Source organism: Microbispora sp. NBRC 16548, assembly GCF_030268985.1.
Lineage (GTDB): Bacteria > Actinomycetota > Actinomycetes > Streptosporangiales > Streptosporangiaceae > Microbispora > Microbispora catharanthi.
This window is the reverse complement of sequence record NZ_BSSF01000018.1, coordinates 21,817-38,729: the sequence shown is the minus strand read 5'-3', so window position 1 is coordinate 38,729 and position 16,913 is coordinate 21,817. Positions and strand designations below refer to the sequence as shown.

At 70.7% G+C, this 16,913-nt stretch carries 20 protein-coding genes; 11 read left to right on the top strand and 9 right to left on the bottom strand.

The features are described from left to right. Nucleotides 1-51: 51 nt before the first annotated feature. Nucleotides 52-816, top strand: coding sequence for a lytic polysaccharide monooxygenase (locus QSK36_RS43630; protein WP_183542890.1), 765 nt, complete (start codon nucleotides 52-54; stop codon nucleotides 814-816). 183 nt (nucleotides 817-999) lie between these two features. On the opposite strand, the gene QSK36_RS36315 is transcribed toward QSK36_RS43630, so the two are convergent. Continuing rightward, complete coding sequence (locus QSK36_RS36315; protein WP_285785519.1) at nucleotides 1,000-1,590, bottom strand: Ohr family peroxiredoxin; 591 nt, start codon at nucleotides 1,588-1,590, stop codon at nucleotides 1,000-1,002. 184 nt (nucleotides 1,591-1,774) lie between these two features. Between QSK36_RS36315 and QSK36_RS36310 the strand changes: the two genes are divergently transcribed. Continuing rightward, nucleotides 1,775-2,728: a Gfo/Idh/MocA family protein gene (locus tag QSK36_RS36310; protein WP_183542888.1), complete on the top strand. Its 954-nt coding sequence runs from the start codon at nucleotides 1,775-1,777 to the stop codon at nucleotides 2,726-2,728. A 30-nt stretch (nucleotides 2,729-2,758) separates the two neighbouring features. On the opposite strand, the gene QSK36_RS36305 is transcribed toward QSK36_RS36310, so the two are convergent. From QSK36_RS36305 to QSK36_RS36290, 4 genes are all read right to left on the bottom strand, one after another. Next, nucleotides 2,759-3,262: a hypothetical protein gene (locus QSK36_RS36305; RefSeq protein WP_285785518.1), complete on the bottom strand. Its 504-nt coding sequence runs from the start codon at nucleotides 3,260-3,262 to the stop codon at nucleotides 2,759-2,761. 78 nt (nucleotides 3,263-3,340) lie between these two features. Next, nucleotides 3,341-4,120: a class I SAM-dependent methyltransferase gene (locus QSK36_RS36300; RefSeq protein ID WP_285785517.1), complete on the bottom strand. Its 780-nt coding sequence runs from the start codon at nucleotides 4,118-4,120 to the stop codon at nucleotides 3,341-3,343. Nucleotides 4,121-4,124: 4 nt separating this feature from the next. Further along, nucleotides 4,125-4,364, bottom strand: a complete 240-nt coding sequence (locus tag QSK36_RS36295) for an HAD family hydrolase (RefSeq protein WP_285785516.1) — start codon at nucleotides 4,362-4,364, stop codon at nucleotides 4,125-4,127. A gap of 6 nt (nucleotides 4,365-4,370) precedes the next feature. Continuing rightward, nucleotides 4,371-4,997 (bottom strand): TetR/AcrR family transcriptional regulator, encoded by a 627-nt coding sequence (locus tag QSK36_RS36290; protein WP_285785515.1) that lies wholly within the window; start codon nucleotides 4,995-4,997, stop codon nucleotides 4,371-4,373. 76 nt (nucleotides 4,998-5,073) lie between these two features. On the opposite strand from QSK36_RS36290, the gene QSK36_RS36285 reads away from it, so the two are divergent. Next, on the top strand, nucleotides 5,074-5,874 hold the full coding sequence (locus QSK36_RS36285) for a class I SAM-dependent methyltransferase (protein WP_285785514.1): 801 nt from the start codon (nucleotides 5,074-5,076) through the stop codon (nucleotides 5,872-5,874). A 135-nt stretch (nucleotides 5,875-6,009) separates the two neighbouring features. Next, on the top strand, nucleotides 6,010-6,843 hold the full coding sequence (locus tag QSK36_RS36280) for a glycerophosphodiester phosphodiesterase (protein ID WP_285785513.1): 834 nt from the start codon (nucleotides 6,010-6,012) through the stop codon (nucleotides 6,841-6,843). 9 nt (nucleotides 6,844-6,852) lie between these two features. Here QSK36_RS36280 and QSK36_RS36275 read toward each other — a convergent pair whose 3' ends face one another. Continuing rightward, on the bottom strand, nucleotides 6,853-7,581 hold the full coding sequence (locus QSK36_RS36275) for an oxidoreductase (protein ID WP_285785585.1): 729 nt from the start codon (nucleotides 7,579-7,581) through the stop codon (nucleotides 6,853-6,855). Nucleotides 7,582-7,628: 47 nt separating this feature from the next. On the opposite strand from QSK36_RS36275, the gene QSK36_RS36270 reads away from it, so the two are divergent. Beyond that, entirely contained in the window at nucleotides 7,629-8,216 is a 588-nt protein-coding gene (locus QSK36_RS36270; protein WP_285785512.1) for a TetR/AcrR family transcriptional regulator, read from the top strand. Here QSK36_RS36270 and QSK36_RS36265 read toward each other — a convergent pair. Next, nucleotides 8,204-9,298, bottom strand: coding sequence for a spore photoproduct lyase family protein (locus QSK36_RS36265; protein WP_285785511.1), 1,095 nt, complete (start codon nucleotides 9,296-9,298; stop codon nucleotides 8,204-8,206). The two genes, QSK36_RS36270 and QSK36_RS36265, sit on opposite strands and share 13 nt — an antisense overlap. An 11-nt stretch (nucleotides 9,299-9,309) precedes the next feature. After that, nucleotides 9,310-10,113 (bottom strand): DNA-formamidopyrimidine glycosylase family protein, encoded by an 804-nt coding sequence (locus tag QSK36_RS36260; RefSeq protein ID WP_285785510.1) that lies wholly within the window; start codon nucleotides 10,111-10,113, stop codon nucleotides 9,310-9,312. A 43-nt stretch (nucleotides 10,114-10,156) separates the two neighbouring features. On the opposite strand from QSK36_RS36260, the gene QSK36_RS36255 reads away from it, so the two are divergent. The 4 genes from QSK36_RS36255 (at nucleotide 10,157) to QSK36_RS36240 (ending at nucleotide 13,053) form a co-directional block, all read left to right on the top strand. After that, complete coding sequence (locus QSK36_RS36255) at nucleotides 10,157-10,648, top strand: nucleoside deaminase (RefSeq protein WP_285785509.1); 492 nt, start codon at nucleotides 10,157-10,159, stop codon at nucleotides 10,646-10,648. Nucleotides 10,649-10,733: 85 nt separating this feature from the next. After that, complete coding sequence (locus QSK36_RS36250) at nucleotides 10,734-11,090, top strand: nuclear transport factor 2 family protein (protein ID WP_285785508.1); 357 nt, start codon at nucleotides 10,734-10,736, stop codon at nucleotides 11,088-11,090. 225 nt (nucleotides 11,091-11,315) lie between these two features. After that, nucleotides 11,316-11,747, top strand: coding sequence for a histone-like nucleoid-structuring protein Lsr2 (locus QSK36_RS36245; protein WP_183542862.1), 432 nt, complete (start codon nucleotides 11,316-11,318; stop codon nucleotides 11,745-11,747). Nucleotides 11,748-12,135: 388 nt separating this feature from the next. Next, complete coding sequence (locus QSK36_RS36240; protein ID WP_183542860.1) at nucleotides 12,136-13,053, top strand: TIGR03619 family F420-dependent LLM class oxidoreductase; 918 nt, start codon at nucleotides 12,136-12,138, stop codon at nucleotides 13,051-13,053. Nucleotides 13,054-13,109: 56 nt separating this feature from the next. Here QSK36_RS36240 and QSK36_RS36235 read toward each other — a convergent pair whose 3' ends face one another. Then, on the bottom strand, nucleotides 13,110-13,445 hold the full coding sequence (locus QSK36_RS36235; RefSeq protein WP_285785507.1) for a hypothetical protein: 336 nt from the start codon (nucleotides 13,443-13,445) through the stop codon (nucleotides 13,110-13,112). 313 nt (nucleotides 13,446-13,758) lie between these two features. Between QSK36_RS36235 and QSK36_RS36230 the strand changes: the two genes are divergently transcribed. After that, nucleotides 13,759-15,333 carry a hypothetical protein gene (locus QSK36_RS36230; protein ID WP_285785506.1) on the top strand — a complete coding sequence of 525 codons (1,575 nt, stop codon included), beginning with the start codon at nucleotides 13,759-13,761 and terminating at the stop codon, nucleotides 15,331-15,333. Further along, nucleotides 15,333-16,859, top strand: coding sequence for an extracellular solute-binding protein (locus QSK36_RS36225; protein ID WP_285785505.1), 1,527 nt, complete (start codon nucleotides 15,333-15,335; stop codon nucleotides 16,857-16,859). The genes QSK36_RS36230 and QSK36_RS36225 overlap by 1 nt, the downstream gene beginning before the upstream one ends. Nucleotides 16,860-16,913: the final 54 nt, after the last annotated feature.

Sequence of the window (16,913 nt, the reverse complement as noted above, 5' to 3'; positions counted from 1 at the left end):
TAGGAAACTTTCCTTTATATTTGCGCCACCCCCCAGCAGTGAGGAGCACACATGCGAAGAACGCTGACCTTCCTCGCGACGGCGACGATCGGCATCGGCGCCACGGTGTTCATCGCCTCGCCGGCTCAGGCGCACGGGTACATCTCGTCACCCGCGAGCCGCCAGGCGATGTGCGCCCAGGGCCGCGTCCCCAATTGCGGCGACATCATCTACGAGCCCCAGAGCGTGGAAGGACCGAAGGGGCTGCGCAGCTGCAGCGGCGGCAACGCCCGCTTCGCCCAGCTCGACGACGAGAGCAAGCCCTGGCCGGCCACCAGCGTCGGCGACACCGTCACCTTCACGTGGTCGCTGACCGCCCGCCACTCGACCAGCACGTGGGAGTACTACATCGGAGGCACCCGGATCGCCGTCTTCGACGATCACGGGGCGCAGCCGCCCGCCACCGTCAGCCACACCGTGAACCTGGGCGGACGGACGGGCCGGCAGAAGGTGCTGGCGATCTGGAACGTGGCCGACACCGCCAACGCGTTCTACGCCTGCGTCGACCTCCAGGTCGGCGGGGGCGGGACGCCCAGCCCCACGCCCACGCCCACTCCCAGCCCGACGCCGACGCGTACCCCGAGCCCGTCTCCCACGCCGACGCGCACCCCCACGCCCACTCCGACCGTTCCCGGCGGCACCTGGGCCGCCGGTACGGCGTACAAGGTGGGCGACCAGGTCACCTACGGCGGGGCGACGTACCGGTGCATCCAGGCCCACACGGCGATCGTGGGCTGGGAGCCGCCGAACGTCCCCGCGCTGTGGCAGAAGATCTGAGGCAGAAGGTCTCAGGAAAAGGGTCTGAGCAGAAGAGCTGAGACGACCGGGCGGGCTCGTCGAGGTGCGCGAACGCGGGCCCGACCCCCGGTCCCCGGTGCCGCCCTTCGCGCCGCCGCGCGAAGGGCGCCGCGTCCCGCTCGAAGCACCCGTCCCGGCCTGGTCCGGGGCGGGTGCCGCCGGTCAGGCGAGGTGGACGTGCACCTCGGCCCCCTGCATGAAGGCCCGTGAATACGGGCACTCCCCGTGGGCCTGCTCCACCAGCCTGCGGGCCGCCTCGGGCTCGACCCCCGGCAGGCGTACGGTCAGGTCGGTGGTGATCGTGTAGTCGTCGGCGGTGCCGCGCTTGCGGAGCGTGACAGCCGTGTCCACGGTGGCGTCGGAGGTGCGGACGCCCTGCCGCCCGGCGACCAGCGTGAGCGAGCTGTGGAAGCAGGAGGCGTACGCCGCGGCGAGCAGTTGCTCGGGGTTGGTCGCCCCGCCGGGGCCGCCGAGTTCCCCCGGCGCCTTGATGCGGACGTCGAGCATGCCGTCGTCCGACGCCACCTTGCCGAGTGCGGACGAGGCCCGGGCCGTGTAGAGGTCGTCATACGATCCGCCGCCGCGCTCTGGCCGCTTGGGCCGCTTGGGCCGCTCTGGCCTCTCGGGCCGCTCGGCGGGGCGGCCCTCGGGCATCCGCCCGGTGAGCTCCGCTTCGACTCCGGGCCCCGAGTAGTCGGGCCCGGGCGCCCGGTCGCTCGGCAAATGGGTGAATCGCCGTATTTCCTCGCTCATGGCGTATCCCTTGTCCGCTCGCGTCGCGTCCCGGTCGGGATCGGCCGTCACGTACCCCCATGGGATCCCCGATATCGGACTCTGGGGGAAAAAGTTCACATCAACGGCGCTGTGCTACGGTCCCGGCAGGTATTCCCCGGTAAATCGTTAAATGTCGGCAACGGTGGCGAGGAGTGGGTGCGGGATGAGTGGGGCTGTCCGGTGGGGGGTCCTCGGCACGGCGGGCATCGCCGCGCGGGCGTTCCTGCCCGCGTTGCGCGAGGCCGGTGGGGGTACGGCCGCCGTGGTGGCGGGCCGTGACCTGTCCCGCGCCGAGGAGTTCGCCGCGCGGAACGGCGTCGCCCGGGCCGTGCGCGGCTACGAGGCCGTCATCGAGGACCCGTCGATCGACGCGGTCTACATCCCGCTGCCGAACGCCCTGCACGCGCAGTGGACGATCGCCGCCCTGGAAGCGGGCAAGGCGGTCCTGTGCGAGAAGCCGCTGTGCCTCACCGCCGCGGAGGCCGGGAACGTCATCGAGGTGGCGCGCCGGTCGGCCCGGCCGCTCTGGGAGGCGTTCGTCTTCCCGTTCCACCCGCAGACGGCCCGGCTGCGCGGCCTGCTCGCCGAAGGCGCGATCGGCGAACTGCGGGAGATCTGGTCGTCCTTCCACTTCACGATGCAGGGCACCGAGAACATCCGGCTCGAGGCGGCCCTCGGCGGCGGCGCGCTCTACGACGTGGGCTGCTACCCCGTACGGCTCGCGCACCTGCTGTTCGGCGGCGACGCCGTCGCCGGCCACGCCGTCGCGGTCAAGGGCGAGGCGGGGGTGGACATCGAGACCGCCGGGGTCCTGGAGTTCGACTCCGGCCGCCTGATGCTGAGCTGCGGCTTCGCTCTGCCGTTCACGACGTACACCCGCCTGGTCGGCACCGGAGGGGAGATCCGGCTGACCAACCCGTTCCACCCCGAGCCGCACGACGGGCTCGAAGTGTGGCGTGAGGGACGCCTGGTCGCCCGGCACGAGCCGGGCGAGGGCACCGCGTTCTCCTGGGGCATCCGCCACATCCACGAGGTGCTGCGCGGAGAGGCCGAGCCTCGGCACACGGCGGCCGACGACTCCCTCGGCACCGCCCGGTCACTCGACATGCTGCGCTGACCCGCACCGTGCCGTCCCCCGGCCGTCCGGTCAGGGCGCGGTGAGCTTCGCGCAGAGTGTGCGCGGGAAGCGCGGCTCGGCGGAGCGCACGTCGTCACATCCGGGCGTGGTCGTGGCCGCGATCACCCGCCAGCCGGTGGGCGTCGCGCGGTAGAAGTATCGGGTCGTCCCGGACCCGCCCGCGCAGTCGCCCGGCCCCTCGCACACCGGTCCGCTGTTGATCGAGATGTCCATGACGAGCCACTTCCCGTCGCATCCCCGCTCACGGTGATAGCTGTGCTCGGGCGCGTCCGCGTCCCTGGCGGCCTGGTAGTAGGAGTCGGAGGTGCAGCCCGTCGGCGCCGGGTGACAGCCGAGCTCGCCGCAGCGGCGCAGCAGGCCCGGCCGGTCGGGGGTGTAGAGCTGGTCGAGGTTGACGACCACGTCGCGCTCGCCGAGCGGCTCGGGCAGCCGCACCTCAACCGGCACCGTACGCTCGCCGGGGCAGCCGCCCCCGGGAGTCACACTCGCCGGAGGCAGCCGTCTGACCGTCACCCGTCGATCATGTCATTCCGGGGGGGGCGGCCCCCGTGCTATGCATGGGCGGTGACGACCCGCTGCCGGGCTGACCCGTCAGCCGAGCCTTTCGGCCAATGCGAGCTGGGTGAGGTAGCGCTTGACGATGCGCCCGCCGTACCGGCCGTCGATCAGCGCCGCGATGCAGCCGAGCAGCCCCGCGAGATCCCCGGCGGGCAGGGCCCGGTGGTTGGAATACGTGGTGAGCAGGTCGAGATACTCGCGCGTCGTGTAGGCGTGATCCCACTCGTAGCGGTGGAACCGCACCGGCCCGAAGCGGCCGGAGGCGTCGATCTCCTCGCTGTCGTACGGGATGTCGCTCCCCGGCTTCAACCGCAGGCCGGGCGGCGTGGCGGGGTCCCACTGCTCGTAGCAGCGCTGGACCTCCGCGAAGAACTCCGTGCTGCCCCCGGCGACGTGCTCGGTGGAGACGACGGCCAGCAGGCCGCCCGGCCGCAGCGCGTCGGCCGACTTGCCCACCCGTGTGGCGGGGTCGATCCAATGGAAGCTGGTGGCGGCGAAGACGACGTCGAACGGCTCCGGCGGCAGCGGCCATTCCTCGAAGGCCGCGTTGACGACGTCCACGTCGGGGAATCGGGCGAGCTTGCGGCGGGCGAGCGCCGCCATCGCGGCCCCCAGCTCCACCGCCGTGACCACGCAGCCGCGCCCGGCGAGGGAGGCCGTAGCCTGGCCGGTGCCGCAGCCGATCTCCAGCACCCGGCTGCCGCGGGGGACGTGCTCGAACATCGCGGTGGGATAGCCGGGCCGCATCCGGTCGTAGAGGGCGGCGTCCTCGGTGAAGGTGCGGCGCAGAATGAGGCGGTCGTCGTCGTCCACCCTGCTACCGCCGTTCCGCGTCGGACAGCGGGATGCCGATCGCCTCGGTCACGTCGGTGACGGTGTGGTCCGATGCGGGCTCCTGGCCCGCCCAGGCATAGCCGTGCTCGTCGAGGGCGACGAGCCGCTCGACCGCCTCGTCACCCAGGCCGTGGACGTCCGCGAACTCCTCGGCCCACCTGCGGAAGGCCTCGTCGCGGTCGGCCAATGTGTTGTCCAGATCGAAGAGCGCCGGCATCGTCACGCTTGATCACGTTACCCGCGCCACTCCCGGCGCTCCAGGCTCGCTCCGTACGACGCCCGCGATGACCGTGGTCACCATCTTGTGGACGGCGTCGGCCTGCGGCGGGCCGCCGTCCCTGTCGGCGAACAGCAGGTGTGAGGCTCCGAGCAGCGTGGGAGCGAGCGTGTCGACGTCGGCGTCCGCCGCGATGCGGCCCAGGTCGCGCTCGGCGGTGAGGTAGGAGGCGAGCATGGCCGCGGCCTCCGTCAGGAGCGGGAGGCCAGGGCCCGGCCTGGCCTGGCGCAGCCGGGCGCGCAGGCCGTCCCGGGAAATGATCAACCCGACGACCGCCACGGCGACCGACCCGAACAGGTCCGTCAGCACCCCGGTGAGGTTGTCGATGACGGTGCCGGTCCCTGCGGACTGACGCAGGGCGGCCGTCTGCGCGTCGATCCTGGCGATGCCGTCGAGCACGAGTTCGGCGAGGAAGGCGTCGAAGTCGGCGAAGTGCCGATGGAGGACGCCCTTGGCGCAGCCCGCCTCGGTGGTGACCGCCCGGCTGGTCAGCGCGCTCGGCCCGTCCCTGAGCAGGACCCGCTCGGCGGCGGCGAACAACTGCTCCCGCGCGTCGTGGAGGACAACCCCCGTCGGCACCGTTCCATCCCCTCCTGTCCGTCCGTCGACTTTATCCGAATTGACGAGTGGGCACCTGCCCACTCATAGTGGGCGCATGCCCACTTCAGCTTCCGAGAACGAACCCCACAAGGCCAGGGGGATGGCGGAGTCGTTCGGCGTGGACGCCGAGCGTTACGACCGGACCCGGCCCCCCTATCCCGACGCCATGGTGGAGCGGATCGTCGCCGCGAGCCCCGGGCCGGACGTCCTCGACGTCGGCTGCGGCACCGGCATCGCAGCCCGCCAGTTCCGGGCGGCGGGATGCACGGTGCTCGGCGTCGAGCCCGACGCGCGGATGGCGGACTTCGCGCGCCGTGACGGACTCGAGGTCGAGGTGGCGACCTTCGAAGCGTGGGATCCCGCCGGACGCGCGTTCGACGCGGTCGTCGCCGGAACGGCCTGGCACTGGGTCGACCCGGTCGCCGGAGCGGCCAAGGCGGCCGAGGTGCTGCGTCCCGGCGGCCGACTGGCGGCGTTCTGGCACGTGTTCGAGCCCCCGCCCGCCATGGCGGAGGCCCACGCCGCGGTCTACCGGCGCGTCATGCCCGGCCTCCCGTCACAGGACCGGCCCGTGGGGTCGGCCCTCGACGGCTACCGGCCGCTGTTCACCAAGGCCGCCGACGGCATCAGGGATGCGGGCGCGTTCGGCGACCCGGAGGAGTGGCGGTACGAATGGCAGCGGTTCTACACCCGCGACGAGTGGCTCGACCAGATGCCCACGTCCGGCGTCCTCACGCGGCTGCCGCCGGACAAGATCGAAGAGGTGCTGGCGGGCATGGGTGACGTGATCGACGCGATGGGCGGCGGCTTCACGATGTCCTACGTCACGGTGGCGGTCACCGCCGCCCGCGTCTGACCGCTACGGGCGGGGATGCCCGGAGACGGGACGATGCTCACCGAGCCGGCACCCGGGCGCCACCGGAAAATCAACTCCGTGTAATGGTGTGTGGTCAAGTTCTCCTCGTAGTCGCTCCCGACTCCGAGGAGAACCATGTGCCGGCGACCCGGCCTCATCGCCGCGATCGTCCTGATCACCCTCGCTTCGGTCGTCCCCGCCACGGCGGCGTCAGCGCCTCTGGTCGTGGCCCATCGCGGCGCGTCCGCGTACGCGCCGGAGAACACCGTCGTGGCCTTCGAACTGGCCCGCGACCAGGGCGCGGACATGTTCGAGCTCGACGTCCAGGAGACCAGGGACCACCACCTGGTCCTGATGCACGACACGACGCTCGGCCGTACGACCGACGCGGAGGAGGTCTTCCCCGGCCGGGCGCCGTGGCGGGTCGGCGACCTCACGCTGGCCGAGATCCGCAAGCTCGACGCCGGCTCCTGGTTCTCCCGGAAGGCGCGGTTCTCCGACGCATACGCGGGGGAGGCGGTGCCCACGCTCGGCGAGGCGCTGCGCGCGATGCGCGGCAGCGGGCTCGGCCTGCTGCTGGAGATCAAGGAGCCCCGGCTCTATCCCGGGATCGAGGCCCGGGTGGCCGAGGAGATCGGGCGCGACCCCGCCTGGCGCGGCCGAATCGTCGTGCAGTCGTTCGACTGGGAGTCGATGCGCCGCTTCCACGGCCTCATGCCCGGGGTGCCGATCGGCCTGCTCGGCACGCCGCGGATCGCGGAGCTGCCCGGCCTGGCCCGGTTCGCCGACCAGATCAACCCGCCGTACGCCGACGTCACGGCGGATTACGTCCGGCGCGTCCACCGGCTCCGCATGAAGGTCCTCGCGTGGACCGTGGACGACCCCACCGCCGTACGCCGCCTGATCGGCGCGGGTGTGGACGGCTTCATCACCAACAGGCCGGGCGTCGTACGGGAACTCGCGGGATGACGGCGGCGCTCAGACGGGGTAGGTCACGGCGGTGAGCCGCTGGGAGACCTGCCACAGGCGCCGCCCCAGGTCGCGGTCGTGCGCACGGGCGGCCGCCCTGACCCGCTCGGGATATCCGCGGATCTCGAACAGGCCGCCCGGGCCGTAGTAGTCGCCGCCGGCGGCCTCGGGATCGGTCGCCGCGCGCAGAGTCGGCAGTGCGCCCATGGCCGGAGTTCGCCCGAACAGCCGGGCGATCAGCAGGTTCGGCATCCGGAACCATGGCGAGGAGTATCGGAACACCTCCGTCGCGGCGCCGCCGGGGTGCGCGGCCAGCGCCGCGGTGGACGCTCCGGCCGTCTGCAGCCGCCGCTGCAGTTCGTAGGTGAACAGCAGGTTGGCGAGTTTCGACCGGGCGTAGGCGCCTGCGCCCGCGTCGGGGTCGTCGGTGTCGATCCGGCCGAACCGGTGGCCGATGCTGCTGACCGTCACCACGCGGGACCCGGGCGCGGTCAGCAGCAGGTCCAGCACCAGCCCGGTGAGGGCGAAGTGGCCCAGATGGTTGACGCCGAACTGGATCTCGAAGCCGTCCTCCGTGCGGCCGGAGAGCCCGGTCACGCCCGCGTTGTTGACGAGCAGGTCGATCCGGTCGTGACGGGCACGGATCTCTCCGGCTGCCGCCCGCACCGACGCGAGCGAGGCCAGGTCCAAACGGACCACGTCGAGGGTGGCCTGCGGCGCGACGCGGCGGATGCGGATGGCCGCCGCCTCAGGTTCGAGGCAAGAGGACGGCGGAGCACGAGGACATGGAGCGAGTGACCAAGCGGACGCAGCCGCGCGCGGACGCGGTGCGCAACCGGGCCGCCATCGTCCGCGCGGCGCGCGAGCTCATCACGACGCACGGGCCGGAGGCCGGGATGGACGAGATCGCGGCGGCGGCCGGGGTGGCCGTGGGCACGCTCTACCGGCACTTTCCCACCAAGAACGACCTGGTCGACGCCATCGTGACCGAGCTGGGCGCGACCATTGCCGAGACCCTCGACGCCGCCGTGGGCAGGGTCGGCGACGGCCGGAGTGCGGCTCTGGACGAGATCGCCGGGCTGCTGCACCGGGTGGTGGTGGACATGGGGCAGGAACGCCTGCTCCGTGAGGCGGTGGCGGGCCTGGCGGGCGAATCGCTGCGCGAGATCCAGGAACGCGCCACCCACTCGCTGGGAACCCTGGTCGCCGCCGCCCACCGGGACCGTACGCTGCGGCCCGACGTCACGGTCGACGACGTCGCCCTGCTCCTGACCACCTCACCGGGCGCCGGGACGCCGAAGTCCGCCCGGGTGCGGTGGGTGGAACTCGCCGTACGCGCTCTCGCACTGCCGGACGGCGGTCAGAAGGCGTAGCGGACCCGGCAGTACGGGATCTTCCCGGCGACCAGGTCGGTGAGCGCGGTGACGTAGCGGCCCTTGTGGCCGGTCTTGTAGCGGACGTTCCAGCCGCCCGTCTGTGAGCGTTTCGGCTGCTGGAGGTCGGGACGCCACAGCACCTCCTCGGCCTTGGGATGCCAGCCGAGGTTGACCTCGTGCAGCCGGTCGTTGTGCGTGAGGAAGATGACCTCGGCGGCGAGCTGGGCGCGGGCCGCCGGGCTCAGCGCGTCGTCGAGCTGCCCGAGCAGCTCCGCCCAGTCCTCCAGCCAGCCGTCGCGGACGACCACCGGGCTGAAGTTGACGTGCACCTCGTATCCCGCCTCGACGAAGTCGTCGATGGCCGCGATCCGGTCGGCGACCGGCGTGGTGCGGATGTCCAGCAGCTTGGCGTCGGCGGCCGGCATCAGGCTGAAGCGAACGCGCGTACGGCCTTGCGGGTCCCAGTCGAGCAGGTCGCGGTTGACGTACTTGGTGGCGAAGCTCGCTTTGGCGTTCGGCAGGTCGCGGAAGAGATCGACGAGGTCGCGCACGTTGTCGGAGACGGTCGCGTCCACCGAGCAGTCGGAGTTCTCACCGATGTCGTAGACCCAGGCGTGCGGGTCCACCTGGTTGGGTTCGGGCTTGACGCCCTGCCGCCCTGCGTGCCTCCCGAGATAGCCCATGATCTTGTCGATGTTGGCGAACACCGTGATCGGGTTGCTGTAGCCCTTGCGGCGCGGCACGTAGCAGTACGCGCAGGCCATCGCGCAGCCGTTGGCGGTCGAGGGCGCGATGAAGTCGCTCGACCGGCCGTTCGGCCGCGCGGTGAGCGACTTCTTGACGCCGAGGACCAGCGCCTCGGTCTTGATCCTGACCCACCGGGCCACGTTCGCCTCGTCCCCGTACAGTTCGGGGATGTGATCGTGGGCCTCGATCTCGATTCGCTCGGCCTCGGGGAACCGCTCCAGGATCTCCTTGCCGCGCGGCGGCTCGGCCGCGGCGGGCTCGACGTAGATGCGGCGGATGTCCAGCAGTCTCCGGCCTTCGTTCACCTGGGTGTAACAACTCGATGAAGGCATGACTTCCCAGGTCAGATGGCATGCAGGCGCTGGTCGGCCGGGCACGCGTACGCCGTCCTCGAGGCCAGCGTCCAGGTCCGGATGGCGGCTCCGCAGCGGCGGCAGCGCTCACGTTTGTAGACCCACCGCTCGTCCGGCGCGTCCGGGTCGCTGACCACCTGTCCGGCGTCCCGGCCCAGCGCGAGGTAGCGCACCGCGGTGTCCCAGAGCCGCCCGGCGGCCTCGGGGCCGATGTCGCGGGCGCCGGGGTCGAGGCCGGTGAGGAAGAGCAGTTCCGCCCGCCAGGCGTTGCCGACCCCCGACCACACGCTCTGGTCGAGCACGGCCGCGCCGACCGCGGTGCGGGCGGCGAGCAGGCGCCGCACGGCCTCCTCTCGAATGGTGTCCCGGTCGGTGCCACGGTCTGTGTCCCGGTCGGTGCCACGGTCTGTGTCACCGCGCAGCGGGTCGGGGCCGGTCGCGGCCCGCAGCGCCGCCAGCGCCCGCTCGTCCATCGGCTCGCAGCGGGCGGGCGCGATCAGGTCGAACGCCGCCTCGCCGGTCGCCAGCCGCAGCCGGGTGCCCTTGCGTGGTTCGGCCGCCGGGTCGTCGTACCGCAGGAAGAGGCCCTGCATGCCGAGGTGCACATGGATGGGCGGAGCGTCCTCCACCCAATAGAGCAGGTGCTTGCCGAGTGCCTCCACGCCCTCGACGACCCTGCCGTCGTAGGGCCGCGCGTCGAACCTGCCCTGCGGGCTCGTGGCCCTGACCGCGCGCCCGGCGAGCGCCTCGTGCTGCTCGTCCGCGTAGCGATGGACCAGATGCCCTTCCGGCATGCCCCTCGCCCTACCCGCGCCCTGCGGAGTTACCGTTCCGATCATGAGTTATGAGCCGACATCGGAGGAACTGCGGCACCTGCGCCGCTGTGTGGAGCTGGCGAAGGAAGCGCTGGAGGCGGACGACGAACCGTTCGGCTCGGTCCTGGTCTCCGGGGACGGGAAGGTGCTGGCCGAGGACCGCAACCGGGTGGCGGGCGGCGACCACACACGGCACCCCGAATTCGAGCTGGCGCGCTGGGCCGCGGGGAACATGACGCCGGAGGAGCGCGCGAAGGCCACGGTCTACACCTCCGGCGAGCACTGCCCGATGTGCGCGGCGGCGCACGGGTGGGTGGGGCTGGGGCGGATCGTCTACGTGGCGTCGTCGGCGCAGCTCGCGCAGTGGCTGGCCGAGTGGGACGTGCCGCCCCCGCCGGTGCGGACGCTCCCGGTCAACGAGATCGCGCCCGGGGTGCGGGTGGCCGGGCCGGTGCCCGCACTGGTGGACGAGGTCCGCGCGCTGCACCGCCGCCTGCATCGCCCGGGCACGTGAGCCGGGCCGTCTTCCCGGTGCCCGGGGCCGCGCCGGCGGACGGAAGCGCAGACGGTGAGGTGTCGCGGCGTGCTTGGATGAGGTCATGGATCTTGCCCGGGCACACGCGTTCGCCGAGACCTGGGTGGCCGAGTGGAACGCCCACGACCTCGACCGCATCATGCGGCACTACGCCGACGGCGTGGTGTTCCGTTCCCCGATCGCGGCGCGGCTCATCGAGGGCTCGGACGGCACGATCCGCGGCAAGGACGCGCTGCGGGCCTACTGGGCCGAGGGGCTGCGGCACAACCCCGATCTGCGGTTCGAGGTCGTCGGCGTCTACGCGGGCGTCGACTGTGTCGTCATCAACTTCCGGAAGCAGACGGGCGCGCTCGCCAACGAGGTGCTGGTCTTCGAGGACGACCTGATCGTCTCCGGGTGGGGCACGCAAGGCCCTGAATGAATCCCGTTTCCTCGGTGACCGTGGCGGACATCAGCGGGGGCAGCCAGCCCGACTACTCGTCTCCCGGGAGTTTCCTGCCCGCCCTGCTCACGACCATCGCGTACGGCGTCGCCGCCGTGGCGCTCGTGCTCGGGTCGAGGAACCCGGGAAGGCGGGCCGGCGATGGAAGCACCAGTAGGATGCCACGGTCCAGATAGACGGAGATCCACCCTGGAAGGGCTGCACGTGGCGCAGAAGGTGATACTGGTTGACGACCTCGACCACTCCGAGGGCGACGATGTGGCGAGACGGGAGTTCCCGCTGCTGAACCGGACCTTCGCCATCGACCTGTCCGACGCGAACCAGCAGCGGCTGAGCGAGGCTCTCGCGTTCATCGAGGAAGTGCTGGAGAACGCCCGTGAGGTGAAGCAGGCGACGCGGTCCAAGAAGGCCGCGGACACCTCCCCGCGGCTGCGCGGCTACACCCTGACGGACGTGCGCGAATGGGCCCGCGAGCAGGGGCTGGACGTGCCCGCGCGTGGGAAGATGGCCGACGAGGTCATCGAGCAGTTCGTCGCGGCGCACCCCGACGCCGCCCCCGAGGACTCCACTGAAGAATCCCCGGCGGAAGCCGCGGAGACGGCAGCCCCGCGCGCGGAGGCGGCCGTCGGCGTCTGAGCGGACACCCTGAGCGGACACCCCGAGCGGATGTCCCGGAGCGGATGTCCCGGAGTTGACGTCCCGGAGCGGACGCTCTGGAGCCGACGTTTCAGCGCGACGTTTCAGCTCGGGTTTCGCCCGGCCCGGCCGGTCGCCGTGACAGGCGGCCGGGCCGGGCGTCCGCTCGACATGCCGCAGTCCTGACGTGCGCCGCAGTCGAGGAGGCGGCGCGCAGGAACCTTCGTACTGCCGGTTTCGACCACGGTCTACGGGCAATCCCAGCCTTGGGACGCTCTTGGACCTGAGTCTCGGCTTGTCCAAGTTTTCCGCAAGCGGGCTTTCCTAGCGTCTCCGCCGACGCCCGATCAGGGCGGTCTTCTATCGGCGCAGTGCGAAGGAAACACTCATGCGGCTCGGATACACGGTCCCTCAGTACGGCGCGTTCGCCGACCCGGAGTTCATCCGGCAGGCGAGCACGGATCTCGAAGCGATGGGCTACGACAGCCTGTGGGCGGGCGACCGCATCCTGCTCCCGCTGACGCCCAGCGATCCGTACCCCGGAGGGGACGGGACGGTCCCTCCGGCCTTCGGGACCTTCTTCGACCCGCTCACCGCACTGACGCTGGCCGCGGTCGGCACGCGCGAGATACGGCTGGGGACCAGCACGCTCAACGCGCTGTGGCAGCCGCCCGTCCTGCTCGCCCGTACGCTCACCTCGCTCGACCTGCTCAGTCACGGACGGCTGGACGTCGGCATCGGTCTCGGCTGGCTTCGCGACGAGTACACCGCGACCGGGGTGCCGTGGCGGGGGAGGGGAGACCGGCTGGAGGAGACGCTCGATGTGATGGAGGCCGTCTGGACCGGTGAGGTGGTCGAGCACAAGGGCGCGCTGTGGACGGTGCCGCCGTCGCACATCGACCTCAAGCCCTGCCAGCGGCCGCGCCCTCCGATCCTGCTCGCCGGTTACACGCCTCCGGCGCTGGAGCGAGTCGGCCGGCGGGCCGACGGCTGGCTGAGCGCGGCCATGCCGATGGCCTATCTGACCTCCCTGTGGGGCCTGGCGCTCGAGGCCGCGGCCCGCGCGGGCCGGGACCCGTCCGTGCTGCGCATGGTGGTGCGTGTCAATCCGGAGATCACCGACACCCCGGCGCCCGCCGACCAGGTGCCGCACGCGGGAACCGTACGGCAGGTCGCCGATTATCTGCTGACCCTCGCCGAGGCCGGGGCCCACGAGGCGTTCGTCGACCTTCAGACGGCGACCTCTTCGCGTGCGCAGTTCCTCGACGTCGCGCATGAGCTCGTCACCATGCTGCACGCGGGCTGAGAGCACGATCCGCACAACGCTGAGCGGCGGCACGGTGGCCGTTTGTAAGAAAGGGGTTACATTTCCTGACAGCGCCGCGCACAATAGGGGTCGATCTTTCGTGATCCGGCGTCGGCCGGATCATCCAGCCCGTCGAACAGGCTCTTCCTCATGTCCGCCCCCGTGCCCCCACCAGGAGAAAGTCCGGATCGATCTTCAGAAGAAAGTCCGGATATACACGGAAAAAGCCGAAACAAACAGGAGCAGCACTCCAACAGCCGATCCGGATTGGTCACCACGGCGCTGACCGCGGCGGTCACTTCTGTGGCGACGCTGGTGGCGACAGCGGTGGCGACGCCCTTCTCCAACAGGCTGCAGAGTCTCATCGAGCAGGCGCCGGTCACTCCGCTCATCACCGTTCCCGCGTCCGTCGGGGCGCTCGTGAGCGTCTGCTGCTACCCGTTGTGGCGGGGCAAGGTCAGGACGTCCGGCCGATGGGCGGCGGCCGTCGCCGGAGTGGTCCTGTGGCCTTTCCGCCGGATCCAGTGGCCCCAGGGACTTCGCAGCTGGGCGGGCCGGATGCTGGTGCCCCTCGCGGTCGGCTACATCGCCGCGTGCCTGGGGGCGTTCACCGGCCTGGTGGGGTTGGTGGTCGTCAGGGTGGTCGCGCCGCCCGGCGCGTGCGAGCCCCCGCGAGAGTTGCGTGTCATCACCGCTCTCGAGAACGTGACGGCGCTGCGTGAAAGGGCCGAGGCTTATACGAAGGAGCAGCGGACAGACGGGTGCGCACCGGTTCGGATAGCGGTTGGCGTCGCGCCGACGATCGAGGAAATGCGCTACGGCTTCCGTAATGAGTGGCTCCGGGACGACGCGCTGCAAAATGACGAGCCCTATCGCCGGATGCTCGGCCTGACCCCCGACGCATGGATTCCCACCGGTTCCGCGGAGTTCGACCTCGTCGTTCAGGACGTGTCGGAGAAGGGAGGTGAGAAGACGAAAAACGGGGGCGTGCCGGAGAAAACGGGCAGCCTGAATTCCCTCCTGCACAAGAGGAACGAGCAGGTGGGGACGGACCACATGTCGATCGCGGTGTTCGGCGCCGCGAAGAACGATCTCCTCACCAGCGAGCTGGAGAGCGCGGGTTATCCGCTTGCCGAGATCGTGCAGCGGGCCCGGAGCAAGGGCATGTCGCTCGTCTACCCACAGCCCGCGTTCTCCACGTCCGGCGCGATCGTGGCCACGACCCTGAGCCGGGCCGGACCGCAGTCCGGCGGCACCGCACTACGAGCGACCTTCGACAACAGCGCCAACGCCTTGCTGTGCCATCTGAGAGGCGCAGACCAGGAGGGGACGGACGAGGACTGGGCGAAGCTGGTGGCGTTGGTTCCGTCGCACAGCGCCGACGATTACAACCGCGGCCGCGACATGGGCATTGAGAAGTGCGCGCACGATTCGCTCGCGGGAAGAGCGGCACTGACCGCGGCCTTCTCCGTGGACCTGCCCACGCTCGACTATCCGTTCGTGGAGATCAACTGGTCGGAGGATCCGGCCCGCCGGGAGGCGCTGGACGCCTTCGCCACGTGGCTCGCGCACAACAAACTGTTCGAGCCCGCCGGAGAGGGGCCGCAGCCGTCGTCGCCGGCCCGGATATCCGCGGACGCCGCCAGGCCGGGTCACCGTGTGGATCTCCAGATCATGGTCGACGGATCGGGATCCATGGCACGGTCTCCCACCGCGTCCGCCTCCGACCTGCACGACGCCCTGGCCGAAGTCAGGCAGATCCTCACCGACACCGACCAGGTCTCGGCGGGCAAGTTCTTCGCCGACGACAGCGGGACCGCGAAGGCGCCCATGGCGCGGGAGGGCGATGCGGGCGGCGGAGAAGGCCCGAGGGGGTATGGCGAGATCCTCCAATGGATCGCGGACGACAAGCAGTCGGGTTTCGACGAGCCGATCTCCAGGGTGATCGGCGGATTGAGCCGCCCGGCGAACTCGCTCGCCGTCATCACCGACGGGGGCCCCTTCAACGACGAACCCGACCCCGGGAACGCCGGACGGTCCATCAGACGCGCACTGGAAAGAGCCGCGGACGTATCGAACCTCTACATCCTCACTTTCGGGGGGAAGTGCCCGGACGGCCTTGAGGCCCCTCGCGCCGTGCGGCCGTCCGCGTCGCCGTCCGACGGGCCGGCCGGCTCACCCGAGCCGGCCGCCAAACACGTCGTGTGCGACGACACGGCCGGTACGGATGTCGCGGGAGCGCTCGGACGGATGATCTTCCAGTTCAGGGAGTGGTCTTGATGGCGGCGGGGCCCCTCGGAGCGTTCTGGAACCGCTGGTACGAACGCTTCACGAGGTTCCACCTCAGGCTCGCCGCGGCCTGCTTCCTGGCGGGCGCGGTGTTCGTGATCGCGGTAAGCCAGCACTCCGGGTCGTCGTCCTCGCAGACCGCCTGCCCCGGCCGCCCGGACGACCTCGTCATAGGGACGGGGGCGGAAATCGGCGCCGGTGGCGTACGCCACGACGTGATCAAGGCGTGGAACGACGAGCAGCGCAAACTGAAGAAGAAACCGCTGAAGGCGACGCTGGTCGAGATCTCCGAGTCCTCCGACGAGCAGCGTTCCGAACTGGCCGCCGCGGCGCAGTCGAAGCGATGCGCCTATGACGTGCTCCTCCTGGACGTCGCCTACATCACCGAGTTCGCCAGGAACCACTATCTCGAGACGTTCGAACTGGACCCCAAGAAGCTGGGCGGCACCCCGGAGCGATACTTCCTGCAGAAGTCGCTGGGGACCGGTCAGGTCGACGGAGAGCGGTTCGCGGTGCCGTTCGCCGCCGACGCTCCGCTCCTGTACCGGCGAACCGACACACCGGCTCCGCCGCCGCAGGACACGAAGAAGTTCCTCGAACTGGCCAAGGAGCACGGCTATGCGGCGCAGCTCGACGACTACGAGGGCGGCACCGTCAACCTGCTCGAAGCGATCTTCTCGGCCCAGGACAAGGAGACCCCGCACGACCCCGTCGTCTTCGACGACAAGGGAAACGTCGTCCTCGACGAGGGGGACAACGGCAAGAAGGTGATGGACGCGCTCGGTGCCTGGCGCGAGGCCCTGTTCACGGACAAGGACGACAATCGCACGCTGCGGGACGAGAGCGTGCTACGGGAGGAGAGCAGCCTCCAGGCCTTCCGTACGGGCCGCGTGGGCTACATGCGCAACTGGCCGTTCGCCTTCAACCGGCTGGCCGCCGACCCGCTGATGCGCGACGACGACGGATCCCTGAGATTCCAGGTGCTCTCGTTCCCGGGGACCGGGGTGCTGGGAGGCGTCGACCTCGCCATCGCCAAGGACTCGCCGCACAAGGAGGAGGCCAGGGATCTCATCTACTACCTGGTCTCCCAGGACGTCCAGGAGAGACTGTTCGCCTGCGCCGGCTATCCGCCGGTGGTCGCGGCGCTGTACGAGCGGTACGCGAGATCGGGCACCGCGCGAACGTGCGAGGATCTCGCGCCAGACCCTGCGGACGGTGCGGCCCGCCCCGCCGAGCGGGACACCGAGATCACGGGCGAGCAACTCGCGCGGTTCGCCGGCGAGGTTCACCAGGCGGTGGACCACGCGAGGCCGCGTCCCATGTCCGCCTACTACGCCACGTTCAGCCAGGTGTTCCGGTCATGCCTGCTTCCCGTGGCGACGACCACGTCCGGCGTGGCTCCCGACTTCCGCTACTTCTCCGACGCGCTCAGGGACGCTCTGAACGGCAGGCTACGGTCGGACGACCCCTGTCACCCTCCCACGCAGGCCGAGCCGAAATCGGACATTAAGGGATAAAGGCGACATAAGTGCTCTACGAATGCTCTCAATGAGACAATAGGCATTAAACAC